Here is a 26,807-nt window from a genome sequence, read left to right on the forward strand (position 1 = left end):
ATGTACCCTACTAAAGGACTGAAAAATACGTTGCCCTCTTACGCTTACATAACCTGGCTCTACCCGGTGTTGCGGCCGCTATTTCCTAAGTACGTTTCCACGTTGCGGGAACTGGGTTTAGCCATGCTCAACGCGGTCCGGGTCGGGTACTCTAAACCCGTGCTGGAAGTGCCTGATATCGTAGCGCTGGCAAAGCAGCAGGTACGGACGTAGTCTGGCTGTGGGGGCAAATACCCGTAGAAGGCATACTATATTCTTCTGACATCTGCCTTCTACATGATCAAAACCGTCATTTTCGATATGGACGGCGTGCTGGTTGACACCGAGCCGCTCCACCGCGACGCCTTTTTTCGGCACTTCGCCGAGCTGGGCATCACGCTAACGGCTGAGAAATACGCCACCTTTCTGGGCTCCTCCACCCGCAATATGTACCAGCAGTTCAAGGCAGAATTTGGGCTGACGCAGGATGTTGAAACGCTGATGAGCCGCAAGCGGAAATTTTTCGGTAAGTCTTTCGACGATTCTACCGATATGGAGCTGCTGCCCGGCGCCCGTGAGCTGGTCGAGGACCTACACCGCGCGGGAGTGCCGCTACAGTTGGCTTCGTCGGCTTCCAAAGAAACAATTCACCGCGTGTTCAAGCGCTTCGAGCTGTATCCTTACTTCGACAACATCGTTAGCGGAGAAGATTTCCCCCAGTCGAAGCCCAATCCTGCGCTGTTTCTGCACGCCGCCAAGCTGGCCGGTAAGCCGCCACAGGAGTGCCTGGTAATTGAAGATTCGGCCAACGGCGTGACAGCGGCCAAAGCGGCTGGTATGTACTGCATCGGCTTCAGTAGCCCCCATTCCGGCGGCCAGGATCTAAGCCACGCCGATCAGGTTGTGTCGGATCTGCGACAGCTTAGTGCTGAGTTGATTTTGGGACTTTCAACGCCCGTAAGTAAAGTCGAAAACCAGTAAGTTGATGTAGGTCTTCGTAGTAACTCCGAGACAATGGAGAAACGTCTGTTGACCCTGCCAGAGCTGGGTTTGCTGATTTACATGCTGCGAGGCAAGCATCAGGTGGAAAGCATCCTGGCCTTGCTGCCCACAGCCGAAGTAGAAGAGATGGACGATGGTGGCACGGGCAACCTGCGCTTTGTAAGCAGCAAACCGAACCGGCGGCTGGGAAAAGTAGTAGCCGAGCTTTTATATCACGATGAGGATGCCGCACCTGTATTAGCAACTCTTTATCTTGATACTGAAGGTGGTATATATGAGCTTGACAGCTGGAAAGTTGACTTTTCGCCCTTGAAGCGCATACCTGCTTTCTGACTGTATCTACTTACACTTCTCCTTGCGGCGCGTGTCGATGATGTGCACTATTTTCCAGCCCTCGGCCAGCTTCACCAGCTGAAACGAATTGTAGCCGCAGTGGCTGAAGGTGGAGCCGATATAAAACTGGTACGGCGTCCAGACGCTGGCCAGGTTGGCGTCTATGAGCACTTGCTCGAAGGTGATGCGCTCATCGTACACTTCCTTGTGAGGCGTGCCTACGCTTTTCAGAAAACCAGCCACTTTCTCTGTCTGCACCTGGATTTTTCCTTCGCGGTTGGCAATGACCTGAAACACAGCGCCCGGCGCCAAAGTGCTCCGTACCATTGTGCTGTCGCCGCGCCGCATACCGTCGAAAAAGGTGGTGATGGTTTGCTTCACGGCGGCGGTTTCGGCGGTGCTGGTTTGGGCAAAGGCAGCAAAATTGCCCCCCAGAAGCAGGGTAGCGAGGAGAAGGTTTTTCATGAGAGCGGGGTAGGGAAAAGTTGTTTAATGTAATACAACAGCAAGGACGCTGCTGGTTAAAGTAAAGCTGCCCCGTAGTATTTACTCCCCGAAAAAAGCCCCCTAGCGCGATTATTTATCCATTCAAAAAAGGGGGTGCTCTTTTGAGAAAGAACACCCCCTTTTATCTGACTAGCCTAACGCTCAATTCATCGTCTGCACATTACTAATTAGGTGTTAGGTCAAGGTTGGCGATATTATTCCCAAGCTCTTTGCCCATTTCCACAGAAATGATCTGCGTAAAGGGGTAGTGTATGCCTGCATAGACCCTGGAAAAAGAGGCCTCTTCTCTCAATGCCGAAATAGAAGCGTACTGCCGGGGAGCTAAACCTCTCCAGGCATACGCATTGTCGGTTACCGGAATGTCGCCGAATTCTCTTATTAATACCTGCGTAACGGGACCGAGATGCCCGATAAGTCCGGAAGGATACTCAGGGTAAGGAGGTGAGGGCAAATATGATTGCCAGGTTGGATCAATATGCCGTTGGATATACGTAACCGGCCGCAGTAGATTATATTGATATTTCGCTCTAAATGTATTGATAGGACCGTCCTTCATTGCAATCCCGGTTTTGGCATACACTTCCACCGCCCGTCCCAGCTTGGCATTATTACTTTCCAAAAGCCCGGTTATAAGAGAAATATTATGATAAGGTGCTGGAACTCCCACGCCTACTCCACCCGCATCAGCCCACCAGTTAGCCGTTGCTCTTTGCTCCGGAGTCAAGGCTTTTCCAATATCATAAACTGCTTTTGCCTCTTGATAGAATTGAGAGGCTGGATCTTCTGAATAAGCAATTGGTAATGGGGGCGCTGTGGCCGTTAAGTTTGATGCCAGAAAAGGCCTTGAATTCTGTAAAAAAGATCCTACAGGGGCGGCAAAAGCAGGTGGGGTAAGTACCCAGGAGCTTGGAAATGCAGGTAGCATATATCCCTGACTGCCCAGGTTAAAATTATCGGTTGTTGACCAGTTGTATATACTAGCAGCAATGGCACGCCCATAGGCTTGCGAACGGGTGATAACTGCATCGGAGGCACTTAATCTGAATCGGTTGTTATAGGCATTTTCCAACGAATCAATACGGGCTTTATCAGCGTCGGTCAGGCCAACTAATAACTGCTTACACATACTTGCCAGGGCCGCATTGGCACTAGCACCCCACAGATACTCGCGTGCCAGTTCCGGTGCCGGCATGGCGGGCATCTGATAAAGCTTTGTAGATAAGCTCACTGCTCCTTTTATGCCAGGACGTACGGCTTCGTAAAGGCCTACGCCTATGTACCCGAAATTTCGGTTGTTTAAAATAATAACCGGTTGTGGGGTTCTACGCAGTTCAATTCTTCCTGCCAACTTATACCAGTCGTACACTACGGTGGCACTTTCCTCCTGGGCAGGCTTTGACGGCTTGCGAACCAATTCCTCGTATAGCTCATCGCAGCTGTAGAAGAGCATAGCGGAAATTAAAAGCACGAACAGATGAACCACTTTTCGGCGGCTGTTCACAGATGGTAGCTTCATGGCGAATGATTGGTTTGGTGAAAGAATACAGGTAGGGAAATGGCAAGAGGCTCAGGCGCGGACTGCCCATCGCATGGACATCCTGCCCTCCAGGTGAGATAGGAGAGGGAACAGCTTCTATGGCTTTTTTGAACATAGCAATAGCTGTAAGCTATTGGCGCTGTACTGGAAGTTCGAAAGGCTCTTCTTAGGGCTTACCCTTATATCAGGAGTAGATCATAAGTACTCATATAATTTAATAAAATATTGATATAAGTCAAATTATTATTTGATAAATTATAAACAAAAAAATTCGTTTTAATGGGCCTTATAGCTCTAAAAAGCGTTTTTAGAGGCTGTAAAGCAGGTTTTTCTACTCTATCAGAGATGACCAGTTTATGTATTTATTTTAACTTGCAGCAAATCATTCTTGCCTGTCAGGTGTTATTATAGCGTATCAAAAGCAACTGTAATGAAAGCTCGCAACCTGTTTAATTTCGGTCCTGCCCTCGGTTACTTCTTCCGCAAGAACGACCCGAACCGGCACACCAATTTCAATTTGCGCAGCATGCATTTTATCAATAAGCTCTCTATGGCCATGTTCCTGGTGGGCTTGCTGGTGATGCTGTTCCGCTACGTGCTCTAGTCTTAAAATGAACATCGAGGAGTTTCGCGATTACTGCTTGCTAAAGCCCGGCGTGACCGAGGAAACTCCCTTCGATGAGGACACGCTGGTGTTCAAGGTAGGGGGCAAAATCTTCGCCCTCACTAGCATCAGCCGCTACAGCAGCGTTAATCTGAAGTGTGATCCTGAGCGCGCCATTCAACTCCGCGAGGAGTTTGACTACGTACTTCCGGGGTACCACATGAATAAAAAACATTGGAACACCGTTGTCATTGGCAGCGGTGTTTCTGCCTCTCAGCTTCGCGAGTGGACCGACCATTCGTACGAGCTAGTGCGAGCATCGCTGCCGAAAGGTCGCCTTACCCCCCGTGCCTCACCCCTCGACCCCGGTTCGCTTAAAGCGCGAAGTCCTAGGGGAGAGGGGGAGCCTGACGACCGGCCTACGTAGCACCTTCGGCTTGCGCCTCAGGTACTGCTACCGCTCTCGTGAAGAACTGAAGAGAAACTGAAAAGCAAAAAGCCAACGACTATGGTCGTTGGCTTTTTTGCTTGGGGAATCAAATTGTATTTAACGTGCGGTAGCGGTAGCGGAGGCGGCAGCCGACGTAGCCGCGCAGGCTGAGCATTTGGTCCCCCCTCTCCCCTGGGACTTCGCGCTTTAAGCGAACCGGGGCCGGGGGGTGAGGCAAACGTCAGGCTTACACCACCACATTCACCATCCGCCCCGGCACGACGATTACCTTTTTCGCCGCTTTGCCTTCGCTAAACTTCTCGAAAATCTCGGAGGCCAGCACTTCCTTCTCAATATCGGCTGCCACGGCGGCGGCGGCGAAGGTCATTTTGCCGCGCATTTTGCCGTTGAAGGAAATAGGGTAGTCGATGCTGGCTTCTTCGAGGTACTTCTCCTCGAACACTGGGAACTGCGCGTTGGTAATGCTGCCGGGCTCGTGGCCAAGCTCCGCCCACAGCTCCTCAGCCAGGTGAGGCGCGTAGGGAGAAATGATGACGGTAAGCGGCTCCAGAATGGCGCGCTTGTGGCAATTCAGGGCCGTCAACTCGTTTACGGCAATCATGAAGGTGCTCACGGAGGTATTGAACGAGAACCGCTCAATGTCTTCCTGCGCCTTTTTGATGGCTTTGTGCAGGGCTTTCAGCTCGGCGGGCGTCGCGGCCTCGTCGGTGACGGCCAGCTTACCATCTTCGGGATGGAAGAGACGCCAGAGCTTCTTGAGGAAGCTGCTCACGCCGCTCATGCCGCTGGTATTCCAGGGCTTGAACTGCTCCAGCGGCCCCAAGAACATCTCGTAGAGGCGCAAAGCGTCAGCGCCGTAACGGCTTATCAGGTCGTCAGGGTTGACTACGTTGTGCTTCGACTTCGACATCTTCTCGACTTCCCAATTGCATACGAAAGAACCATCAGGCTCACATATAAACGTGGCATTAGCAAAGTCAGGTCGCCATGCTTTTAGTCTTTCGACATTGATAACGTCGTTCTCAACGAGCGTCACATCGACATGGATAGGAATAGTATGAAATTCCGTTTCTGGTCGATAAATAGTTCTGTCTGTGTATTGACTCTTTAGCTTTTCAAAAATAAGGTCAATAGTATCATTAACTATCTCTTTATCCCTAAGCGAGAACGTACCACTTGACATACGCTCAGATATGTCTTTTGAAATGAAAATGCTCGGTATCTGTAAATCAGAAACTCCCTCATCTGATACAGTTCCCCAAGCCAAATTCAAATAATACACGAAGTTCGAGCGCCCCAAAATCATCCCCTGATTGATCAGCTTCTGGAAAGGCTCGTTGCCGCTGACGAGGCCCAGATCCTTCAGGAACAGATACCAGAAGCGTGAGTACAGTAAGTGGCCGGTGGCGTGCTCAGCCCCGCCCATGTAGAGGTCCACGGTTTGCCAGTACTGCTCGGCTTCCTCGCCCACAAACCGCTCGTCGTTGTGCGGGTCCATGTAGCGCAGGTAGTACCAGCTGGAGCCGGCCCAACCGGGCATGGTGCTTAGCTCAAAGTCGAACTTCCCGCGGTACTTCCAGTCCTGGGCACGACCCAGGGGCGGCTCGCCGGTTTCGGTGGGCTTGTACTCGTCAATTTCGGGTAGCACAATGGGCAAGTCGGCTTCAGCTACGCCGTAGGCCAGACCTTCTTTGTAGTAGATCGGGAGGGGCTCGCCCCAGTAGCGCTGACGGCCAAAAATGGCGTCGCGCAGGCGGAAGTTTACCTTACCTTTGCCCAGATTATGCTCTTCGAGCCAGGCAATGAGCTTGTCGGTGGCTTCTTTGTAGGCGAGGCCATTGATAAGCTCAGAATTGATGTAGTGGCCTTCCTTGGTGGGGTCGGCCTGCTGATCGAGGTTCTGCTGGGCATCGGTGACGGCCACGATGGGCAGGTCGAAGTGCTTGGCGAAGAGGTAGTCGCGCTGGTCGCCGCTGGGCACGGCCATTACGGCGCCGGTGCCGTAGCCGGCCAGCACGTAGTCGGCCAGCCACACGGGAACGGGCTCGCCACTGACCGGATTGAGGGCGTAGCTGCCGGTAAACACGCCCGATACGGTTTTGGTGTCGGCCATCCGGTCGCGCTCCGAGCGGCGCTTGCTGGCCAGCACGTAGGCGTCCACCGCTTCTTTCTGCTCGGGCGTGGTGAGCTGGGCGGCCAGCTCGTGCTCGGGCGCCAACACCATGAAGGTGGCACCATAAATGGTGTCGACGCGGGTGGTGTATACCTTAATACCCTGCTGGGGGGCATTTTGGAGCGGAAACGTGACTTCCGCGCCCACCGAGCGGCCAATCCAGTTGCGCTGCATTTCCTTCACCGGCTCGGGCCAGTCGATGGTGTCGAGGCCTTGGAGCAGGCGGTCGGCGTAGGCGGTGATGCGCAGGTTCCACTGGGGCATGAGGCGGCGCTCCACGGGGTAGCCGCCGCGCTCCGAGAGGCCATCTTTCACCTCATCATTGCTCAACACGGTGCCCAGCACCGCGCACCAGTTCACGTACGTATCCGATTGATACGCCAGACGATAGGGGTGAACCGCGTCGATGCGCTGCTTCTCGGTCATCATCTGCCACTGACCGGCCGTGAAGTCGTGGCGCTCGTCGGTGTCGCCGGCAGCGCGCACGCCAGCGCTGCCTTTCTCGCCAAAAATATCCTGCAAAGTGCGGATGCTCTCGGCGCGGTTGGTTTCCAGGTTATACCAGGAGTTGAATAGCTTCAGGAAAATCCACTGCGTCCACTTGTAGTATCTGGCGTCGGAAGTACGGATTTCGCGGCTCCAGTCGTAGCTGAAGCCCAGCGAGGAAAGCTGCTCAATATAGCGCTGAATGTTCTCGCGGGTCGTTTTTTCGGGGTGCTGGCCGGTCTGGATAGCGTACTGCTCGGCGGGCAAACCAAATGAGTCGAAGCCCATGGGATGCAGCACGTTGAAGCCCTGCAACCGCTTGAAGCGCGACACAATATCGGAGGCAATGTAGCCCAGCGGGTGCCCTACGTGCAGGCCCGCGCCGCTGGGGTACGGGAACATATCCAGCACGTAGTACTTGGGCTTGTCGGAGCTGTTGCTGACCTCGAAAGTTTTATGCGTTTTCCAGTGGGCTTGCCACTTCTTTTCAATTTCCTCGGGACGATACGCGGGCATTAGCAGGAGTTTAGGCTGTTCTGAACTGGCGAAATTACGCAAAAAGCCGCGCGGCTTTTGTATAAAGTAGCCAGGGTTGGACACGAGGTACGCTTCGTCGGCTCTGGGGGGCTTTATCGCCCTCCCCGGGACCCCACCCCCGGCCCCTCCCCTCCGGGAGAGGGGAGCCGAATAAAAGAACGTCTTGGTTTTAACCCGTCTGGCTCCCCTCTCCCGGAGGGGAGGGGCCGGGGGTGGGGTCCACCGGGGAGCACGGCCATACACGCACCAGAAACCGATGTTACGTGTTTATTAAAGACATCTGATTAAATCCCCAGCTCAAACTGAAACACCCCACCCCAGCGGTTGCCAGACGCATCGAGGTCCCAGTTGCCGCGCGCGGGCTGGTAGCTGGCACTTACCTGGGCTTTCACGCGGTGCTTGCGTAGGTATCTGGTCAGGCCAACTTCCAGTACTTCCTGCTGGTTAAAATGCTCGCTGAGTACCTGGTCGGGCCGCAGCCAGGAGTAGCGCAGCGCCGGCTCCCAGCGCGAGGGGAAATAGTAGGAGAGCTGTTGATTAAAGCCCCGGCCCACGAAGGCGTAGCGCAACTCGTCGGCGGGGCCAAAGGTAAACGGATCGGGGCTGTGGCGCTCCAGGTATTCGCCCAGATACGCCCAGCCGCGGTATTTTACCATGGCATCGGCAATGAAGGTTCCCAGATCGACGGGGCTATACAACCCGAGGCCGAGCTGCCCGCCGCTGCGCGTGGTGTTCCGGTTGAAGCTGTAGCCCGCCGCCACCGATACTTTGGGCGTCGGCTCACGGGCCAGGTCGCCTTCGGAGTAGTCGCCGCCATCCTGGAAAGCGCCCAGTGGCAGCAGCTCGGCCCGGCCGGTATACGCCAGGCTCGGCCCGGTGCCATTGGGGCTGCGGCCCTCGCCGGTCGTAATGGCTCCTTTCAGCGAGTACAGCGCCACGGGGCCGAGGGGGTGGGTATAATACAGCTTAATGCCAAAGTCGCGGTCAATGGTCAAGGCCGAATTCACGATGGAACGCTCCGCGAACTGCAGCTGCCCCGACGAGGTAACCCGCTGCCGATTGCCGGGCAGTTTATTCAACCCAAAAGCCACGTAAAAATTGGGCGTGATGTTGTAGAAAATCACCGCGTCGCGTACGATGTTGGCCACGCCGGAAGCCTCAAAATCCTGGTCGCCGCGGGAAAAGGACAATTGCAGGCTGTACCCGAGCTTTTCCCGCAGCACGTAGCCGTCGGCCCGCAGGCGCAGGCGGCGCACCCGCGCGTCGTACTCGCGCACGCGCAGGTCGGTGCCCGAGCGGGAAATGAAGCCCGCCCTGTTTTGCATCCGAAAGCGGAAGTTGATGTAAAACAGGGAATCGGCCGAGCGGAACTCCATGCCATTGAAGCGCATGGGCCGCTCGTCAATCTCGACCTGTGCCCGCGCTTTCTGTTCAAGACCCAGCACTAAAATTCCACTCAGGCTCGCGGCCAGTACTAAACGTCTCATCATAAGCCCGCAAAGTAAGTGAAGCAACCACAGTCGGTTACAAGAAATTTATATAAAAGCCCGTCATGCTGAGGTACGAAGCATCTCGCGTGCTGATGTTGGATTACTACTGCAACGAAGCGAGCGAGATGCTTCCTGTCGTCAGCATGATGGTCTTTTAAGTATGCGTTCTTCTAAAATGAGCCCGCAGAAGCCAGCGGATTTTTGCCCCCCCAGGTGCCTTCACTGCTCAGCACCCGAAACCGCGCGAACAGCTCTTCCCCATACCATTTCTCCTGTCGCGTCAGCCGGATAACCTCCTTGTGCTTCTCGTCCCGATACGCGTACTGCTGCATGGCCCGCGCCGATTCCCAGATGCTGAACGTGGCCTGCCGCACCACCGGCAGCTCGCCCAGCCCCACGGCTGCCAGCACCCCTGAGGCATTGGCAATGGCGGCACTGGTAGGGGCCACGTAGCGCCAGAAGCGCGGCGTTTTCCACCAGCGAATCGAGGCGCGGGTAAGCACTGCCACCGGCCCGTCGCTGGGGGACATTTCTGTTGAATAATCAAACGGATTGATCCCATCCCACAGCCCGTGGGCTTTGATAGGAGCCAGGCGCGCCGTCCAGATCTCGTGGCTGCGGCGCTGGTAGTCCGCCCAGAGCGGATGCGCCGTAAAAAAAGCCTCAGCTGCCGCCGCCGATTCCCACACCGCCATCATCCCGTACAGATGCAGATTCGGCCGCAGGCCAAACCCGTTATCGGCCCCGCTGCCCAGCAGCTTGAAAAACCGCAGCCCCGCCACCCGGCGCAATGGCACCTGCGAAGTACCCATCTGGGCCAGCCCCCAGCGCGCCTGGCCGGGCGCGAGGCCGAATAAGGAAATGGTAGTGAGTGGGGTGGAGGCCAAGGAAGCAGTGTTCAGAATCGAAAGTGAAGATGGAGTGCTACAATAATATTAGGCGGTCATGTAGAGGCGGAGCCGAAGCATCTCGCGTGCTGATGTTGCCCTACTATTTGTCATCCTGAATCTGGCGTCCGCTTGCGAAGGACCTTCTCACCGATGAATAACTAGACTAGCAACGCCTTGTTCAGACGTGTAAAGGTCCTTCGCAAGCGGACGCCAGATTCAGGATGACAGACGGCTTTTGGCAATGACCGGAGCAACGACCGTACGCGAGATGCTTCGCGCCGCTCTGCATGACATTCTGATAAAAGCGTAATTGTAAAACTAGTAAGCAACAAAAAAGGGCCGGAATTGCTTCCGACCCTTCGTTTATAGCTCAGAAAAGCACTATTGGGGATTCACTTTCGTATGCTCGTCGCCGGTGGGCTGGTACCGCTCGCCGGTGGTTACAGCCTTCACGTAGCCGAAAGCGCGAACCAGCACGTTGCTGGGCTGGTCCCAATACTCGCCGCGCTCAATATCCACTTTGAGCAATGAAATATTCGGATCATCGGAGCCTTTTGGGAACCAGGCGCGTAAGCCTTCGCTCCATAAGTCCTTGATTTTCTGTCGATCATTTACTACGCTGGCGGTGCCGGAAACGGACACGTACAGGTTATCGTCGGGCTGGGAGTAGCCCAGGTTGATGTGCCGATCTTGCTGCACCTCATCGATTTTGGCGGAGTCGCGCTCGGTGAAAAACCACAGCGTGCCATCCTCATCGGGCTGCTGTGTGTACATCGGGCGACTGTGCAGCATGCCGTTGGTTTCGGCCGTGGTCATCATCGCGATTCTAATGTCTTTAATACGCTCAATCAGCTTGCTAACGTCGTTACTTACGGCTACTTGCTCGGCCATGATTTCTAGGGTTTTGGTGGTGTTAAGATCAGTGCCTAGAAATACGGCCGGTACGACCGAAGGTTCAGCACTGCCCAGCTTTTCGCCCGCCGCCGCGTACTTTTGCCCCCCATGAATTTTCTGGCCCACCTGCTGCTATCCGGCTCGCCCGCCGCCCCCGATTACTCCGATATCGTGGTGGGCAACTTCGCGGCTGAAGCCGTGCGAGGGCAGGCCGGGGTGTTGGCCTACCCGCCCGCCGTGCAGCGTGGCATCCGCCTGCACCGCTTCATCGACTCATTTACTGATGCCCACCCGCTGGTGCGCCGCACCACCGCCCGCCTGCGCACGGCCGGCCTGGGCAAGTGGGCCGGCGTGGTCTCCGATATGGGCTTCGACCACCTGCTGGCCCGCGACTTCGCCCACTACCACCAGATCCCCACCGAGTCGTTGCCCGCCTTCGCCCAGCGCCACTACGCCCTGCTCCACGCCCGCCGCCACGAGCTGCCCGAGCGCCTCCGCCACCTGCTCCACTACATGCGCCGCGACGATTGGCTCACCGGTTACGCCCGCCCCCAAGGCCTGGAACGGGCCCTGCTGGGTCTCAGCCGCCGCGTACCCAGCGCCGAAATTCTAGCCACGGGAGCCGCCGCGTTTCTGGCGGAGCTGCCGACGTATGAGGCGGATTTTCGGGAGTTCTGGCCGGAGCTGCGGGGGGCTTCTCAACTTTTTATCAGTACAGAAGTGTAGAGGTAGTTTTAGAACTAGCGCGAGCTTGTAGCTCGTGTCAATCATGTCGGGAGGCTGCGCCTCCCTCGCCAGAACAAAATCGTTGTGATGAGTCTTGCAATAATTTGGCTCCAACTTGTCGCTTTGCGGCAATGGAGGTACAACCTTCATTCATGATTAAGCACAAGTAATGTAGTGCTGAATTCACGACGGATTAGTCTATTTTATTAAAAATAAAGTCTCTTTAAAATGAATAGTATAAATAATTTTTTCGATAATATATTATTAGTTATTATAACTGCCCTATTGGTATTAGGAGGGTGTCAAGATAATTATTCTGAGAAGCAAATTATCGAGGTAGCTAGGCGCACTGAAGGTGTTGTTGCATTAGAGCCCTTTGATGAATTTTATAAGAGATTTACAAATGATAGCGTGTTTCAAGTACAAAGGATAAACTTTCCTTTGCCCGGCATAAATACTGATGAAATGGATGTGACTAATAAAATATATTATTGGCAAAAAGATGAATGGAGAATGTATAAAGGAATTCCAGGCAAGATTGATACTATGAATTTTGAGGTGCAAAAAATGCGGTTAGATACTATTGCTATTGATGAGGTGGCACAGAAGAATGCTTCTTTTGGTTCAAAATACACTTTCAAGCCCAAAGCAGGTAAATGGTTTTTGGTTTATTACGAAGATATTAATCTGTGATTATTAAGGTCAGAAAAACCTTTAAAAGAATAATGTTTTCAGAACTAAACAAACAAAAAACGGGGCCTCAAAGCCCCGTTTCTTATTCAAGCCAAAACGTATTTATTAATGCTGATGCCCACCCTCACCGTGCACATGGCCGTGGGCTAGCTCTTCCTGCGTAGCGTCGCGGACGGCGGCGACCTGGCCGTCGAAGTGCATAACCATGCCGGCCAGGGGGTGGTTGAAGTCCATTTGCACTTCCGTGTCGCCGATGGACACGACTTTGCCCTGCATCTGGTGGCCTTCGTTGTCGGACATGGGCAGGAAGTTGCCTTCCTGAAGCATTTCCTCATCTATCTGGCCGTCGATTTCGAACACCTGCTTTGGAATGGCCACGACGGCTTGTTGGTCGTAGTCGCCGTAGGCCTGGTCGGGGGTGAGGGAGAAAGTGAACGCGTCGCCGGCTTGCTTGTCAGCTAGCTGATTTTCAAACTCTTCGGGCAGGCCGCTGTGGCCAAACAGAAACACCATGGGGCTATCCGCCTCGGCAGATTCGACCAATACTTTTTCGTTGTTTTCGTCCGTCACGCTCAGGTCGTAGGTGATGGTAACGACTTTGTTTTCGCTGATAGAGGCCATAGGAAAGAGGCGGGGTGTTTTAGTGGGGAATAATAGAGTTGAACTCGCAAGTACGGATTTTAGCGCGGTTTTCGGGTCAAGGGTTGTCCGGTGCTGGCTGTACTATAGCGCGAAGCTTCCGCTGCGCGCATCATTGTTTAGTGGGTAGAAATGCCCCCCAACCCGCGTCGTTCAACCTCCGCAACAATGCGCGCAGCGGAAGCTTCGCGCTACTGACTACTGCATCTCCCAGGCCGTGCGATACGCCCCGATACGCTCCACATAATCTAGAAAGTCCTTGTAGAACGGGTGTCGACCTAGCGTACTGGAGTCGCCGACGATGAGGAGCTTGCGGCGGGCGCGGGTCATGCCGACGTTCATGCGGCGGATATCGGAGAGGAAGCCAATCTCTCCGGCGGCGTTGGAGCGCGTCATCGATACGCAGATAATGTCGCGCTCCTGGCCCTGGAAGGCGTCGACGGTGCCCACGGTGAGTAGGCGGTGGGTGGTCATTTCGGCCAGCTCAGGGGTTTCTTCTACCCGGTCCTTTAAATAGTTAATCTGGGAGCGGTAGGGGGCAATTACGCCCACGGTGAGTAGGTCTTCCAGGTGGTCTTCGGGCACGTAGGCAGCCAGCAGCTCGGTCAGGCGGCGCAGGAGCAAGTCGGCTTCCTCGGGGTTAGCCACGGAGCGGCTTTCGGCCAGGCTCACTTCCTGGAAGCCAAAGCCAGCGGTGTCCAGAAACTCCACGGCCAGGTCGGGGGCGAAACGGAGGTCGTAGTCGGGCAGGTCGGCGTGGCGGACGGTGGCGTGCGCCACCAGCTTGTTGTCGTAGAACTGGGCCGAGCTGAAGGCCATAATCTGCTCGTGCATCCGGTACTGCACTTCCAGCATCCGGGCCACGTCGGGCTGGCGCTGAATGCACTTCTCAAACAAGGTTTCGCGCAAACCGTCGCGGGCGGCCTGCTCGCTTTTCACCGTGGGGGGCAATTGGCAATGGTCGCCGGCCAGCACCACGCGGTTAGCGCGGGTAATCGGAATCCAGCAGCCGGGCTCCAGGGCCTGGGCCGCTTCGTCGATAAAGACGGTTTCGTAGGTGAGGTGGCGAATGGCCCGGTTGCCCGCGCCCACCAGCGTACAGGTGATTACCTGTACTTTATCCAACAAATCCTCCGTGATGTAGCGCTCCAACTGGTCCGACTCCTGCAACAGTTGGTGCGCCTGCTCTTTTAGCAAGCGGCGCTGCTCGCGCTCCTCCCACCCGAAATGGCGCTTGAATTTGCCGGCCATGTCGCGATACTGCTCAGCCGTCTGGCGCATCGATTTCAGCTCGGAGTAGCTCTTGTGGCCCATAATCTGCGCGTCGAGCGTATGCTCCAGCAGCAAATCGGACACCCGCGAGGGGTTGCCCATGCGAATGACGTTTACGCCGCGCTCGGCCAGCTTTTCGGTGAGCAAATCCACGGCTGTATTGGAGGGCGCGCACACCAGCACCCGCCGCTCGCGCCGGATGGTTTCGATGATGGCCTGTACCAGCGTGGTGGTTTTGCCCGTGCCGGGTGGACCGTGAATGATGGCCACATCCTGGGCAGCCAGCACATGGCGCACCGCCGCCAGCTGCGACTCGTTCAGCGGACTCGGATAGTACAGCGTTGCCTCCGCCTCGGGCCGGAAGCGGGCCAATTTGCCCCCCAGCAGCACGTCGCGCAGCTCGGCCAGGCGGTTTTCGTACGCGCCCATGACTTTGCCCAGGGCGTAGTCCATTTCGCGGTAGCTCACCTCATCAAAGGTCAGGTCCACGCCCAGCTTACCTTCGTCCACCCAATCGGGTAGGTCTTCCTTATTGGTGGCGAGCAGGATTTTGTTGCGGCGCACGGCCGTAATCACGCCGTTGAGCGTGGGTCGGTCGGAGCCGGCACGGTTGGGGATGTTGCCGAACAGCGCGGCGTTGCGGCCCACCTGAAACAGGTGCAGACTGCTCTGGCTGGCCGGGCGCTCCAACTCCAGCACCAGCTTGCCGCCAAAGCCGATTTCTTCCTTGGTTATCGTGACCGGATACCACGTCAGGCCGCGGTGCTGGCGCTCAGCGATGGTGGTTTTGGCACTCTTGATTTTAAACTGCTCCAGGTCTTCCTGCTGCTCTAGCTTCAGCAGGGCCTGCACCTTGCGCAGCTCTTTTTCCAGCGCGTAAGGATCAGTGAGGGTAGGTTGTTCAGACAAAAGGGTAGGCGTTTATAAAATCGTTGGTAACAACGGAAACGGGGAAATGGTGGCTGAAAGGAAGGGGGAAGACTTTGGAGAGTGGCGGCCGACAGGTTATGTCTAGCGTTAAAGGACTGTTTGATTTAAGCTGTTTGGCTGGTCAAAACGCAGTAGGTAAGCATTACTTGGCTTGCCATCGTTAAATGACGTACACACAGCCCGGACGACGAACCGTCATTCATTTTTCTTATATTTCTATAAGAATTCTATCAAACAAAAACTAAGACGCTAAACCAAATGACGAAAACGCCTCAACAGAAACTGACAGAAGATCAGACTCATAAAGCCTACTTGATAGCAAAATATGTTTATGAAAATCCGAAGACAAAAACCATAGCACAAGGGGCAAAAGAATTGAGTTCAGAACATAAAGTTAATTTTGGGACCGCAAAAATTCTGATAAGAGTTCTTCAAGACTTGTTATCAGGATTAGAATTTACAAGAGCTTTAAACGAATATACGATGCGCTACTATTTGCAAAATATTACTCTTGACTACGGTTTGAGTGCACGAGACAGAGCTTTAATGGCACTTATGAAACATATCATATATAGGGAAACAGGGAATAAATTAACAGGTAGAAAACCTGTTAAACAAATAGCAATGAGGCTCGCGTATGAAGAGTTTCTCTCCGATGGTGACAAGTACAAGGGATTAGCAGAAGATCAAATTGAACAAGAAAAAATATTAAAAAATTTAGTAAATAAAAATTTAATTAATAAAAGTATAAAAGATGAAATTAGAAGAATGAATGGTGATGAAACCGAGATAATAACAATTACTCTATCCTTATATAAAAGAGAAAATAGAGCCGTTGCTTTAATTAAATTATTGCGTGGAGCTAAATGTCAAATGTGCGGAACAGGCATTCTAAAACAAGATGATAGTTACTATATTGAAGCTGCTCATATAACTCCAAAGTATATGGGCGGAAAAGAAACACTTGAAAACATCATTATTCTCTGCCCCAACCATCACAAAGAATTTGACTTGGGAGCTTGTAAGATTACACATCGGGACACAAAAAGCATTGCTTTCACCTTGAACGGACAACATTATAATTTGTCTCTTGATTAGAATACCGCCGTTCCTCCCCCGAACCCTTCCAGTAGTCCTTGGGTGATCAACTTTCATCACGCGTGATGCTTCGGCAAGCTCAGTATGACGTCTGCAACAGAAATAAGATAACTACTCCGCTACAACCGTCACTTCCGCCGCCGGCAACCCCTCCGCGCTTGCCCGTAGCGTAATTTTCCCCGCCTGCTCGCCCGATTTAATAATCACCAACGCCCGGCCTTGCCAGGCATTGCGCTGGGGTCGCTGGTAGCTCTCGAGGCTGCGCGGATTGGCGTTGCCCACGCCGATGATGGTGCCAGGACCAGACAATTCAAACTTCAGCGCATTTTCAGCTTTGGGATGGCGCACGCCTTTGCTGTCGACCAGCTCTACGGCGATGTAGCTCAAATCCTGACCGTTGGCCTGGATAGTGGGCCGGTCGGGGGTGAGCGTAAGCCGGACAGGCTGGGCGGCTGATTGCAGGGTGGCGGTGCTGACGACTTTGTCGCCGGTGCGGCCGATGGCCTTTAGCTCGCCGGGCTGGTAGGGCACGCTCCAGGTAGCCGTGAAGCGGGTGGCGCGGGTGGTGGGCTTTACACCGAGGCTTTTGCCGTTGAGCAGCAGCTCCACCTGCTCGCAGGATGAATACACTTCCACGGTCAGGGGCTGATTTTCCTGGCCCGGCCAGGTCCAGTCGGCCAGCACGTCGTGCCATTCCCACTTGCTCCATTCTTCCTTGTTAGGGTTCAGAGGGAAAGAAGGTGTGGGGGGCTTTACGAAGAGGGAAACCTGGTTCTCTTTCCAGAGCGCGTCGCGGTAGTAAGACTGGGGGCGTTTCCAGCCGCAGATGTCGATGTCGCCGCAAAAGGCGAGGTTCCAGGGATAGAAGCCCTGGCTTTGCCAGTAGCCCAGCCAGCCGATGCTGGCCTCGCCGATGTAGTCGACGGCGGTCCAGACGAAGTCGCCGAGTACGTAGGGGTGGTCCACCACGTCCATCCAGCTGCCGAAAGCTTCCAGCGGATACGATTCCGAGCCGTACATCAGGCGCTGGGGCAGGCGGGCATGGTCGTCGGCATAGATGGCCTGCTTGTGATGGTCGCCGGCGGCGGCGTAGTTGTAGCCGGCCACGTCGAGCACGGCGAAGTAGGGGTCTTTGTCGGGGGCCAGACCATTGACGCCGGCCGTGATGGGCCGGGTAGCATCGAGCGAGCGGATGTGGTCGGCCAGCTGGCGGGCGGTTTTTACGCCTTCGGGGCTGCCGCGCTCCGGGATTTCATTGCCCAGGCTCCACAAGATGATGCTGGGGTGGTTACGGTCGCGGCGCACCATGCTGGCCACGTCCTGCTGCCACCACTGGTCGAAGTAGAGGTGATAGTCGTAGGGGTTTTTGCCGTAGCGCCACATATCAAAGGCCTCATCGATGACGAGCATGCCTAGCCGGTCGCAGGCGGCGAGCAGGGCAGGGGAGGGCGGATTGTGGGAGCAGCGGATGGCGTTGTAGCCGCTGGCCTTGAGCAGCTCCATCTTGCGCTCCTCGGCCCGGTCGTAGGCTTTCGCCCCCAACGGACCATTATCGTGGTGAATACAGCCGCCTTTCAGCTTTACGGTCTGGCCATTGAGGCGGAAACCGTTCTGAGCATCAAACGAAATCGAGCGAATCCCAAACGGCGTTTCCACTTGATCCGTGACCTGCTGGCCCTGGTAGATTTCCGTCAGGGCCGTGTACAGTGTCGGTTTATCCACCGACCAGCGTTCCGGCGACTTCACCGTCAGCGTTTGAGCTACCGTGGCGGTGGTGCCCGCCGCTATGGTTTGCTTCGCTTCGGTGCGGGCCACTTCCTGGCCGGCAGGGTTGCGCAGGCGGGTAACGAGCGTGATCTGGGCCGCTTGCTTGCTGTCGTTGGCCACCTGAGTCTGGGCTTTCACCTGGGCCGCCGCGGCCGTGATGTCGGGTGTGGTGAGGTAAGTGCCCCACTGCCCGACGTGTACGGGGGCCTGGACCGTGAGCCATACGTGCCGGTAAATGCCCGAGCCCGAGTACCAGCGGCTGTTTGCGCCTTCGTTTCTGACCTGCACGGCCAGCACGTTATCTGCTCCAAACTGCACCTTGTCGGTCACGTCGTACCAGAAGCTGGTGTAGCCGTAGGGATGCGTGCCCAACGACTGCCCATTCAGCCAGACCTCGGCGTTCATGTACACGCCATCAAATTGCAGCTGAATACGTTGGCCCTTTTGGCTGGGGGGCAAAATGAACGTTTTCCGATACCAGCCGGTGCCGCCGGTGGTGAAGCCGCCGCTGACCTGACTGACGGCCTCGGGGCTGAACGGGGAAGCGGTGCCGGGCAGATCTTCGATGCTCCAGTCGTGGGGCAGGTCGACGGGCTGCCATCGGGCATCGTCGAATTCCGGCTTTTCGGCCCCCTGGGCCCCGCCGCGCTGGAAGCGCCAGCCGGCATCAAAGAGGGTGGTTTTGGCGGGGCGGTTCTGCGCTTGCATGATCATAGTGAGCAGCAGGAAAAACAGGATCGGAATGCGTTTCATAAAGCAGTAAAAACGGACTGGCCTTCGGGCAATACTCGTATATTTTTCCCTAAGCAAGGCATATACGGCTTTAGCCCGAAAACTCGGCCCCGCAGCTCTGGCACTCGTATAGGGTTGTGCCCGCGTAAAACAGCCGTTTCCACCAGGCCGGCCGCAGTACAGGCGCGTTATTCAGGGAGCCGCAGCGTGGGCACCGCTGTACTGCCAGACCGACGCGGCGAAGCTCAAACGCCGCCACGATTTCCTGGGCCGCCGGGACTTCATCTTCCTCAATCAATAACTGGTAATACAGCCCGTCGCCAAAGGGCAGCGAGGGCGGACCGCAGGTTTTGACCAAAGTGGCAATGTCGGCGTCGCGCAGCTGATTATACAGGTCCACGGCTTCAGCATAGGTAAGATATTGCGCGGCCGGAAGTAGCATATGGAGCCACTGGGGGGCTTTTTTAATTAAATAAAACGAGATTGAGACGCGAGTACGCGTTTCAATCTCGTTCTGGGGGGCAAATTTACCGCCGGGCGGGAATGCGCTGGCGCAGGCGGAAAATGTAAAACAAAAGACCGGCGCTCAGCAGGGCCAACCCTACGGCCAGCATCTCGCGGCTGGTGCGGTCCGCCTCAGCTTCCTTGGCGGCGGCCTGAGCATCGAGGAGCTTTTTCTCGCGCTGCTTGTCGCGCATCTCCAGGTTCTGGATCTGGTTTTCCAGGTCGTAGAAGCGTTGCTGGGTGCTGCTCTGGTCGGTCTGGGCAACGGTAATCTGCTGCTGGGCCTGCTGCTTTTCGGCCACAACGGTGGCCGTGCGGCGCAGGGCGTCGTTTTTTACGGCCTGCACGATTTCCGTGTCCTTGCGGATAATGCCTTTCAGAGCATCTACTACTTCTTGCAGGTCTTTTTTGGAAGGCTGATTGCCGAACAGGCTGTTGCGGCGGGCGTTGGCCGCCTCGTACTGGCGCACCAGCAGCTCCCGCTCCTGAATCAGGCGGGCAACTGGGCTGGGCTCCGTAACCGGAACAGATTCAGGAGTTTGAGCCGCGGCGAAGAAGGTAATCAGCAGGAAAAATCCAGAAAGCAAGCGTTGTTTCATGCAGCAAAGTAACAACAGCTTCCTGTTACTCAACCAGCGGCCGGCTGCGGTGCTGGAAGGCAACGGGCCGGCGCTGACCCTGGCGGCGGCGCTGCCACAGAATGTAGCCGAGCAGTCCCGCGCAGAGCAGTGCTAAGCCCACAGCTATCATTTCGTGCTTAGTGCGAACCTGCTCAGCCTCGGCGGCGGCGGCCTGAGCTATCAGCAGACGGGTTTCGCGTTCTACTTCCAGCTTTTCGCGCTCCATCTCCCTGATCTGCAACTCCTCAATCTGGTTTTCCAGGGCGGCGTATTTGCCATTGGTAGCCTCGACGGCCTTCGTTTCTGCCTTGACGCGAGCGGCCTCAACCTGAGCAATATTGGGCAGGGTGCGCTGCCTGACGGCCTGCAGAATTTCGGTGTCTTTGCGGATGATGCGCCGCAACGCCGCATTCACCTGGTTAAGATCTTTTTTGGACGCTTTTTTTCCAAATAGCCCATTGCGCTGAGCACTGGTTTGCTCATAGGCCTGCATCAATTGCTCCCGCTCCCGAATTTCGCGCAGCAGCGGGCCATTAGCCGCGGTGGTTTGCTGGGCCAGCGCTCCATTGCCGCCACCGACCAGCAACAGTAGTAAGAAAAATAAATACCTCTTCAACCTCATATGGCACTATAACGGTGAAGTGCCGCGTGTAGTTTGTGCAGACAGCGGCTTATATAGTAAGCCGCTAATTAGCCCCCAGCGCCGCCACTGGCTGCCGTATTTCGCGGGGCTTGTGCTTGTAGAAGTAAAGAATTAGTAGGGGCAGCAGGGTCAGCTCGGCAATTACCCCGAACAGCAGTGTGAGGCCAATGAGCAGACCCACGTAAAACGTGCCATCGAAGGAGGAAAATAACAGCGTCGAAAAGCCCCCCACGAGTATTAAGGAGGTGACAATAACGGCTTTGCCCGCCATCAGGTACGTGCGCCGCACGGCCAGGAACAAGGTGGGTTCCTTCAGTAATGTCAGCTTTAACTTGCTGATAAAGTGAATGGTATCATCCACGGCAATGCCGAAGGCGATGGTGAAGATGATGCTGGTGCTCACCTTCATGCTCACCCCGGCCAGGCCCATCACGCCCGCCACCACAATGATGGGCACCAGATTGGGTACCAGCACCACGGCCGTCATGCGCAGGCTGCGGAACAACGCCAGCACGATGAGCGTGACCATGACCACGTCGATGCTCATGCCCACGATCATGTCGCGGGTCAGGTTCTGGTTGTTTTTATCGATGAGGTTGGCCGAGCCGGTGAGGCGGGTTTGGAGAATGCTGGCGTCGATATTCTGCGTTAGAAACGTGCGCAGCCTGGCATTGGCCGCGTCGGCGCGAATGCTGCCTACGTCCGGCATGCGGCCCGTAAGGCGGCCTTCGCGGGCGTCGGGCTGCACCAGGGAGCGAAACTCCTGCTTCTTGCGAAACAGCCTGACTTTAGCCACAATACGGCGCAGCTCTGCTTCCGATTCGGGCAAGCGATACTCGGCTACGTCGCCGCCGTTCAGCGCCTTGCGCACCGATTTTATAATCGTGACTGGTGAGGCCACGAAGTTTAGGCCAACCTCCTGGCGCAGATACGTTTCGACGCGCTCAATCTGGCGTAGCACGGCCAGATCGTAGATGGTGCCGCCATTGGCGGGCTTCAAATCCAGCTCGAAAGGCCGAACACCGGCGAAGTGCCGCTCAAAAAAACCGAAGTCCTGGCGCACCGGGTCGCCCTCCGACAAGTCGTCGAGCAGCGCCGAGTTGATGCGCACCTGCATGGCTAAGGCGATGGAGCCGGCAATTAGTAGCCCCCCAAGCCCAAATACCAGCCGCCGCCGCACGAGTACCCAGCGAAATAAGCGGCCCAGCACACCGTCCCAATCATGGCCGTGCTGGCGGGGCACGCGCAACTGGGGCTTGCGCAAGAGTAGGAGCAGAGCGGGCAACAGGGTGAAAGTCAGTACAAAAGCCAGCAGCACCGAAATGCCCGTGAATAGCCCGAAGTTGTGAATGGGCCGAATGGAGCTGGTCATCAGCGTAAAAAAACCGATGCTGGTCGTTAGCGCCGATAGGCCAGAGCCGAAGCCCGATTCACGGATAGTAGTGCGCAGGGCGTCGTTTTTGGTAGCACCGTAGCCCAGCTCTGTCACGTAGCGCGTGATGAAGTGAATGGTATCGGACATGCCCACCGTGAACATAATCACCGGCAGCAGAGCCGTCATCAGGTCAATGCTCACCCCGCAGGCCGACATCAGCCCCAGCCCCCACAAAATGGCCCCCAGCACCACTACCAGCGGCAATACCACGCCCCACCAGGTCCGAAACGTAAACCACAGCAGCCCCGTGACCAGCAGCACCGACAAGCTCATAAATAGAATCATCTCCCGCTGCAACCGGTCCACGAACACGGATTGGGCCACCAGCTTACCGGCTATGTGGTAGTCGCTCGGGGCAAATCCCAGCTGGGTGAGCTTAGTTGTCAGGCTGGTCATCAGCGAGTCGCCGGGGGGCTTTTTCAGGTCGGGCGCGGTCTGCAGTATGACCGTAACGGCGCGTCCGTTGGTCGCGAAAAGGTTGCCCACCAAGCCCGGCGTCTGATAGATGATAGCTGAGTCGGCGGGCAGGCGCGCGGGTTCATCGAGGTGCAGATACGGAATGTTGAACACACCCAGACCTTCCACAATAGGGTTAGTAAGAGTAGTGGGCGAGGTGACTTGCTCCACATAGCGCTGGCGCTGGACAAAGCGCGTAAACGAATCGACGCGGGCCAGAAATGGCGCGTTGAACACGGTGCCGCCGGCCGGCGCTTCCAGGCCAATGAGCACGTAGTCATTATCGTTGCCAAAGCGCTTGGAGTACTGCTCGTAGTAATCCAGGTCGGGGTCGCCGGCGGGGTAGAAGTCGTTGAAGTTATAGTTGAAGCGCAGCTGAGCCACGTAATACACGCTCAGGGCCGACACCAGGGCCAACACCAACAGCGTGAGGTAACTAAGTTTGCGAAGGGGCATTCGGGCTAGATAGGATATACTGAGCATCGGCTCACTTGGTGCTTTGGGTCGCTGTTCGTACTTTAGAAGCGGCGTGAATCAGTAAGAAGGCGTAGCCAAGCCAACCGTGCCCCGCCAGGTTTTGTTTCCTCACTTTTTGCTTCTTCCCCTTTATGAAAAACGCCCTGCTGGCCCTCGCCTTGTTTGCTTTCGTTGGTACCGCCACTGCCCACGAGGGCAAAGACGAGAAGAAGTCCAAGAAAAGCACCGCCGCCAAAACCTGCTCCATGCCCGAGAAAGGCAGCGCCGCCTGCTGTATGAAGAAAGACACCAAAACCGCCGCGGTGAAAGCCGCGCCCGCGCCGGCCGCCGCGCCAGTTGCGAAGTCGCTGTAAAAAGCCAATTACATTGATGCCTTTACAACAAAAAGGGCGCAGTTCTTACAATGAGAATTGCGCCCTTTTTGCTATTTAATCATTCTGATATGCGAGTATTTTATCTGTTACTACCATTGCTGTTCTGTGCCCGTACTGGTAGCGCGTGTAGCTGTATACCCACTACTATGGAAGAAAATTTTAAAAAGGCAGATTATGTAATAAAGGTTCAGGTAGTTTCTTTGGCTGATACACTTCATTTCGACTTATACAGCAACCCTGTTCGTCCGCCTTTCACATATGGTTATAGCCCTAGTTTATTGGTTAATAAAGTGCTTAAAGGCCAGATGAAAGAAGGCGAAATGATTCGAATAATTGCCGCTAATTCAATGTGTAGTTATTATTTCGGCCTTGGGTTATCCTATGTCGTTTTTATTTATGTACATGATAAGGCATTCACCACTTCAGTGTGTAGCAAGAATTTTTTGCAAACCGATAGAAAATCTATGGCAATAGTTAAAAGTTTAAGTCGGAGATAGGGCTCATGAAAATGAGCTTTGGTTAGGGCTAATAATATGGATGGATTTAAGAGTAATCAAAGTTTAAAATATATTAAAGCTTTAGCTATAACTACTGTTTATTGCTACCGTGTATTGTGGTCTGGCAGCTTTAGATGTTATGGTCAGTCTTAAGTACGAAACGGATAGTATGGGTGACTGCATATCGAGTATTACTGGCTATGATCTATGTTTTATGTTGAAAGTATATCCAACTACTAGTATTATCTGTTGTTTGTTAGCAATGGGATTACTGGCTTGGAAACAAGCCCTTAAAAGGTAGCTGAACCTGCATAGTAGATGGGCAGAGATGAATGTAAAATCTATATCCACTCCTTGTTTCCTTGACCATTATTTCTCGAATATTATATGAAAGACGAAGAAACCGGATACCAAAACCTCTCAGCCGCCGATGTTGACCGCATCATAGAAATGGGCTGGGAAGACCGCACGCCTTTCGAGGCCATCGAAGCACAGTTTGGCCTCGCGGAGAAAGACGTTATTGCCCTCATGCGGAAGATGATGAAGGCGTCCTCGTTCAGGATGTGGCGCAAGCGTATGGCTGGCCGTAGCACCAAGCATCTGGCGTTGCGGGCCGATGGAATGGATGGCTTCAAGAGCAATCAGCAGCGCGCTATTTCGCTGAATAAGATCAGCAAGCGGTAGCTTGATGCGATTTATCTTAAAGGTGTCTGAGTATCGTACACGCCGCACTACGCAATAATGCCCAAAATCGAGATTGTCACGACGATCAACGCTCCCCAGCAAATCTGTTTTCAGTTAGCCCTAAGCGTTGATCTGCACACTATCTCCACTCGCCAAACGCAAGAAGAAATCGTGGCGGGAGTGCGAACTGGCATCCTACAACTAGGGGATAGTGTTACGTTTCGAGCGCGCCACTTCGGTATTTGGCAGACGTTAAGCAGCAAAATCACCGAATTTAAAGCGCCTATTTATTTTTGCGACGTCATGCAAAAAGGAGCATTTAAGTCGATGCGTCATGAGCATTACTTCCAACCCAGCGGCGCAGTGACTATTATGCGTGACGTGTTTGAGTTCGAGTCACCCTTGGGGCACTTGGGGAAATTGGTCGATGCGCTGATACTGAAACGATATCTGCGAAAGTTTTTGCGGGAACGATGCAATGTGGTGAAGCAATATGCTGAGAGCGGAGCTTGGCGAGAAGTTCTGTCTGTTCCAACTTCAGTATCTTGAACCAAGGAAAGTCAAAAACAGAAAAGCCGCCCCAAACCGGGCGGCTTTTTCTATTTTTGACAACTCGACCTCTCCGCACCTCTTTCAAGCCAGCTTCGGCGGGCGCTATTCTTCTCATGCAGCAGTACCTCGACCTCGTTCGTCATATCCTCGACCACGGCACCCCCAAAACCGACCGCACCGGCACCGGCACGCTCTCGGTATTCGGCTACCAGATGCGCTTCGATCTGGCCCAGGGCTTTCCGCTGGTTACCACCAAAAAAGTCCACCTCAAAAGCATTATCCACGAGCTGCTGTGGTTTCTGCGCGGCGACACCAGCAATACGTCGCTGGAAGAAGTGGGCGTGAGCATCTGGCGGGAGTGGGCCGACGCCAACGGCAACCTGGGGCCCATCTACGGCAAGCAGTGGCGCAGCTGGTCCGCGCCCGACGGCCAAAGCATCGACCAAATAGCCGAAATGGTGCGCCTGCTGCGTGAGCAGCCCGACTCGCGGCGCATGGTGGTATCGGCCTGGAACGTGGCCGACCTGCCCCTGATGCGCTTAACGCCCTGCCACGCCCTGTTTCAGTTTTACGTGGCCGACGGCAAGCTTTCCTGCCAGCTTTACCAGCGCTCCGCCGACGTGTTTTTGGGCGTGCCCTTCAATATTGCCTCCTACGCCCTGCTCACGCTGATGATGGCCCAGGTAACCGGCCTGCAGCCCGGCGAGTTCATCTGGACCGGTGGCGACACACACTTATACTCCAACCACCTGGAGCAGGCCCGCCTGCAGCTCACGCGGCTGCCGCGCCCGCTGCCCCAGCTGCGCCTGAACCCGGCCGTGACCGAACTATTCGGCTTTCAGTATGAGGACTTTACCCTCGAAAATTACGAGCCGCACCCAGCCATTAAGGCACCCGTAGCCGTATAGGCGGTTAGCTGCTCATCGCGTAAGGCAGTCCTGCTGAGCAGCGCGACGCCTCTCGCGTGCCCGCGTCGCAATGGTATCCCTGCCGGTCAGCACGCGAGAGGCGTCGCGCTGCTCAGCAGGAGGTTCTTATATGAATGTCGAATAACATTCGGCAACGAGGAATTTATTTGCTTGGACACACGTAGCCTATCAAGCCAGTCAAATCTGCCCCCCGGCATCCGTCAACTTTAGAAGTAGTAAGTACGATGAAGCGTAGCGCCGCGAGCTTGAAGCACAAAGGATTTCTGCTGCTCATGGGGGGCTTATGGCTGGCCCTGATGGTGCCGGTGCCCGCTGCCCTGGCCCAGGGCAGCTACAACCGCTGGACCGCCCAGCCGCCCGCCACTATTGAGCCCTTACAAAAGAAAGTACGAGCAGCTAAGCCCCAACCGGCTGCGGCTCCTGATACCACTGAGCAGCCTCGCGTAGCCCAGTCTAAGCTGCTCAAGCGCGGCTTGGGCAGCCGCATGCGCCAGGGGCAATCATTGCTTGAAGACAGTATTTCAATGGTATTCTTCTCCCAAAATAGTCGCTACCCAGCGCCGGCCGTGCAGGCTCGGGCCGAGGCAAAGGTGGTTATCAGGCTGCAAGTGGCACCGAATGGTCGGGTTAGTCGGACGTCGGTAGTCGCCCTGACACCGGTATCCAACCCATATCGCGATGGACCAGTGCCCGCGCCTGCCCTCCAGGCCCTCGCCGACGAGGCCCAGCGGGTATTCCGAATGCTGCGTTTTGAGCCTGGTCCGCAGACCTCAGAAGAGGATTTGAGCGCGAACTTCTCTATTCAATAAGGCTTTCTGTCTAGCTTAATTTATTGTATTTATAACAAAAAAAGCCCTAATATAAAGTTTTTGGAGGGTAATAATATTTATTTAATA

The 26,807-nt window shown here is 55.1% G+C and carries 26 protein-coding genes and 1 pseudogene; 14 read left to right on the forward strand and 13 right to left on the reverse strand.

The window, feature by feature from the left end:
- The 3 genes and pseudogenes from B9A24_RS22115 to B9A24_RS16335 form a co-directional block, all read left to right on the forward strand.
- Window positions 1–213: pseudogene (locus B9A24_RS22115) on the forward strand (epimerase); the annotation flags it as partial.
- 63 nt (window positions 214–276) lie between these two features.
- Window positions 277–960, forward strand: coding sequence for an HAD family hydrolase (locus tag B9A24_RS16330; RefSeq protein ID WP_084447088.1), 684 nt, complete (start codon window positions 277–279; stop codon window positions 958–960).
- A gap of 33 nt (window positions 961–993) precedes the next feature.
- Entirely contained in the window at window positions 994–1,314 is a 321-nt protein-coding gene (locus B9A24_RS16335) for a DUF6984 family protein (protein ID WP_084447089.1), read from the forward strand.
- Window positions 1,315–1,320: 6 nt separating this feature from the next.
- Here B9A24_RS16335 and B9A24_RS16340 read toward each other — a convergent pair whose 3' ends face one another.
- Window positions 1,321–1,779 carry a nuclear transport factor 2 family protein gene (locus B9A24_RS16340; protein WP_084447090.1) on the reverse strand — a complete coding sequence of 153 codons (459 nt, stop codon included), beginning with the start codon at window positions 1,777–1,779 and terminating at the stop codon, window positions 1,321–1,323.
- 205 nt (window positions 1,780–1,984) lie between these two features.
- Window positions 1,985–3,337, reverse strand: coding sequence for a phosphatase PAP2 family protein (locus tag B9A24_RS16345; RefSeq protein ID WP_143434988.1), 1,353 nt, complete (start codon window positions 3,335–3,337; stop codon window positions 1,985–1,987).
- A gap of 451 nt (window positions 3,338–3,788) precedes the next feature.
- Between B9A24_RS16345 and B9A24_RS22395 the strand changes: the two genes are divergently transcribed.
- The gene (locus tag B9A24_RS22395; RefSeq protein WP_200813949.1) at window positions 3,789–3,962 is read left to right on the forward strand and encodes a DUF6728 family protein; all 174 of its coding nucleotides are present in this window, start codon (window positions 3,789–3,791) and stop codon (window positions 3,960–3,962) included.
- A gap of 7 nt (window positions 3,963–3,969) precedes the next feature.
- Entirely contained in the window at window positions 3,970–4,389 is a 420-nt protein-coding gene (locus tag B9A24_RS16350; protein ID WP_084447092.1) for an MmcQ/YjbR family DNA-binding protein, read from the forward strand.
- 250 nt (window positions 4,390–4,639) lie between these two features.
- Here the strand turns inward: B9A24_RS16350 and B9A24_RS16355 are convergent, their stop codons facing one another.
- The 4 genes from B9A24_RS16355 to B9A24_RS16370 form a co-directional block, all read right to left on the reverse strand.
- Window positions 4,640–7,588, reverse strand: a complete 2,949-nt coding sequence (locus B9A24_RS16355; protein ID WP_084447093.1) for a leucine--tRNA ligase — start codon at window positions 7,586–7,588, stop codon at window positions 4,640–4,642.
- Between the two features lie 305 nt (window positions 7,589–7,893).
- Entirely contained in the window at window positions 7,894–9,099 is a 1,206-nt protein-coding gene (locus tag B9A24_RS16360) for a porin (protein ID WP_200813950.1), read from the reverse strand.
- Window positions 9,100–9,269: 170 nt separating this feature from the next.
- Complete coding sequence (locus B9A24_RS16365) at window positions 9,270–9,986, reverse strand: spheroidene monooxygenase (RefSeq protein ID WP_234997389.1); 717 nt, start codon at window positions 9,984–9,986, stop codon at window positions 9,270–9,272.
- A gap of 384 nt (window positions 9,987–10,370) precedes the next feature.
- Window positions 10,371–11,009 carry a pyridoxamine 5'-phosphate oxidase family protein gene (locus tag B9A24_RS16370; RefSeq protein WP_234997391.1) on the reverse strand — a complete coding sequence of 213 codons (639 nt, stop codon included), beginning with the start codon at window positions 11,007–11,009 and terminating at the stop codon, window positions 10,371–10,373.
- Between B9A24_RS16370 and B9A24_RS16375 the strand changes: the two genes are divergently transcribed.
- On the forward strand, window positions 10,992–11,609 hold the full coding sequence (locus B9A24_RS16375; protein WP_084447095.1) for an acyl carrier protein phosphodiesterase: 618 nt from the start codon (window positions 10,992–10,994) through the stop codon (window positions 11,607–11,609). The genes B9A24_RS16370 and B9A24_RS16375 overlap by 18 nt on opposite strands.
- A 228-nt stretch (window positions 11,610–11,837) precedes the next feature.
- Window positions 11,838–12,302, forward strand: a complete 465-nt coding sequence (locus B9A24_RS16380) for a DUF4348 domain-containing protein (protein WP_084447096.1) — start codon at window positions 11,838–11,840, stop codon at window positions 12,300–12,302.
- 105 nt (window positions 12,303–12,407) lie between these two features.
- Here the strand turns inward: B9A24_RS16380 and B9A24_RS16385 are convergent, their stop codons facing one another.
- Window positions 12,408–12,923, reverse strand: coding sequence for an FKBP-type peptidyl-prolyl cis-trans isomerase (locus tag B9A24_RS16385; RefSeq protein ID WP_084447097.1), 516 nt, complete (start codon window positions 12,921–12,923; stop codon window positions 12,408–12,410).
- Between the two features lie 216 nt (window positions 12,924–13,139).
- Window positions 13,140–15,122: an AAA domain-containing protein gene (locus tag B9A24_RS16390; protein ID WP_084447098.1), complete on the reverse strand. Its 1,983-nt coding sequence runs from the start codon at window positions 15,120–15,122 to the stop codon at window positions 13,140–13,142.
- 279 nt (window positions 15,123–15,401) lie between these two features.
- Between B9A24_RS16390 and B9A24_RS16395 the strand changes: the two genes are divergently transcribed.
- Window positions 15,402–16,241 (forward strand): HNH endonuclease, encoded by an 840-nt coding sequence (locus tag B9A24_RS16395; protein WP_084447099.1) that lies wholly within the window; start codon window positions 15,402–15,404, stop codon window positions 16,239–16,241.
- A 111-nt stretch (window positions 16,242–16,352) separates the two neighbouring features.
- On the opposite strand, the gene B9A24_RS16400 is transcribed toward B9A24_RS16395, so the two are convergent.
- The 5 genes from B9A24_RS16400 to B9A24_RS16420 form a co-directional block, all read right to left on the reverse strand.
- A complete protein-coding gene (locus tag B9A24_RS16400) occupies window positions 16,353–18,761 on the reverse strand; it encodes a glycoside hydrolase family 2 TIM barrel-domain containing protein (protein ID WP_084447100.1) in 2,409 nt (802 codons plus the stop codon).
- 70 nt (window positions 18,762–18,831) lie between these two features.
- Window positions 18,832–19,182 (reverse strand): hypothetical protein, encoded by a 351-nt coding sequence (locus B9A24_RS16405; RefSeq protein ID WP_084447101.1) that lies wholly within the window; start codon window positions 19,180–19,182, stop codon window positions 18,832–18,834.
- A gap of 85 nt (window positions 19,183–19,267) precedes the next feature.
- The gene (locus B9A24_RS16410) at window positions 19,268–19,843 is read right to left on the reverse strand and encodes a hypothetical protein (protein ID WP_084447102.1); all 576 of its coding nucleotides are present in this window, start codon (window positions 19,841–19,843) and stop codon (window positions 19,268–19,270) included.
- A gap of 25 nt (window positions 19,844–19,868) precedes the next feature.
- Window positions 19,869–20,450: a hypothetical protein gene (locus B9A24_RS16415; RefSeq protein ID WP_084447103.1), complete on the reverse strand. Its 582-nt coding sequence runs from the start codon at window positions 20,448–20,450 to the stop codon at window positions 19,869–19,871.
- A 100-nt stretch (window positions 20,451–20,550) separates the two neighbouring features.
- Entirely contained in the window at window positions 20,551–22,854 is a 2,304-nt protein-coding gene (locus B9A24_RS16420; protein ID WP_084447104.1) for an efflux RND transporter permease subunit, read from the reverse strand.
- Window positions 22,855–23,006: 152 nt separating this feature from the next.
- Between B9A24_RS16420 and B9A24_RS16425 the strand changes: the two genes are divergently transcribed.
- The 6 genes from B9A24_RS16425 (at window position 23,007) to B9A24_RS16450 (ending at window position 26,720) form a co-directional block, all read left to right on the forward strand.
- The gene (locus B9A24_RS16425; protein WP_084447105.1) at window positions 23,007–23,228 is read left to right on the forward strand and encodes a hypothetical protein; all 222 of its coding nucleotides are present in this window, start codon (window positions 23,007–23,009) and stop codon (window positions 23,226–23,228) included.
- A 167-nt stretch (window positions 23,229–23,395) separates the two neighbouring features.
- Complete coding sequence (locus B9A24_RS16430) at window positions 23,396–23,746, forward strand: hypothetical protein (protein ID WP_159452080.1); 351 nt, start codon at window positions 23,396–23,398, stop codon at window positions 23,744–23,746.
- Between the two features lie 387 nt (window positions 23,747–24,133).
- Window positions 24,134–24,430 (forward strand): TIGR03643 family protein, encoded by a 297-nt coding sequence (locus B9A24_RS16435; RefSeq protein WP_084447107.1) that lies wholly within the window; start codon window positions 24,134–24,136, stop codon window positions 24,428–24,430.
- Window positions 24,431–24,487: 57 nt separating this feature from the next.
- Window positions 24,488–24,979 (forward strand): SRPBCC family protein, encoded by a 492-nt coding sequence (locus B9A24_RS16440; RefSeq protein WP_084447108.1) that lies wholly within the window; start codon window positions 24,488–24,490, stop codon window positions 24,977–24,979.
- A 116-nt stretch (window positions 24,980–25,095) separates the two neighbouring features.
- A complete protein-coding gene (locus B9A24_RS16445) occupies window positions 25,096–25,890 on the forward strand; it encodes a thymidylate synthase (protein ID WP_084447109.1) in 795 nt (264 codons plus the stop codon).
- Window positions 25,891–26,135: 245 nt separating this feature from the next.
- Window positions 26,136–26,720: an energy transducer TonB gene (locus B9A24_RS16450; protein WP_084447110.1), complete on the forward strand. Its 585-nt coding sequence runs from the start codon at window positions 26,136–26,138 to the stop codon at window positions 26,718–26,720.
- Window positions 26,721–26,807: the final 87 nt, after the last annotated feature.

This window comes from Hymenobacter roseosalivarius DSM 11622, assembly GCF_900176135.1.
Taxonomy (GTDB): domain Bacteria; phylum Bacteroidota; class Bacteroidia; order Cytophagales; family Hymenobacteraceae; genus Hymenobacter; species Hymenobacter roseosalivarius.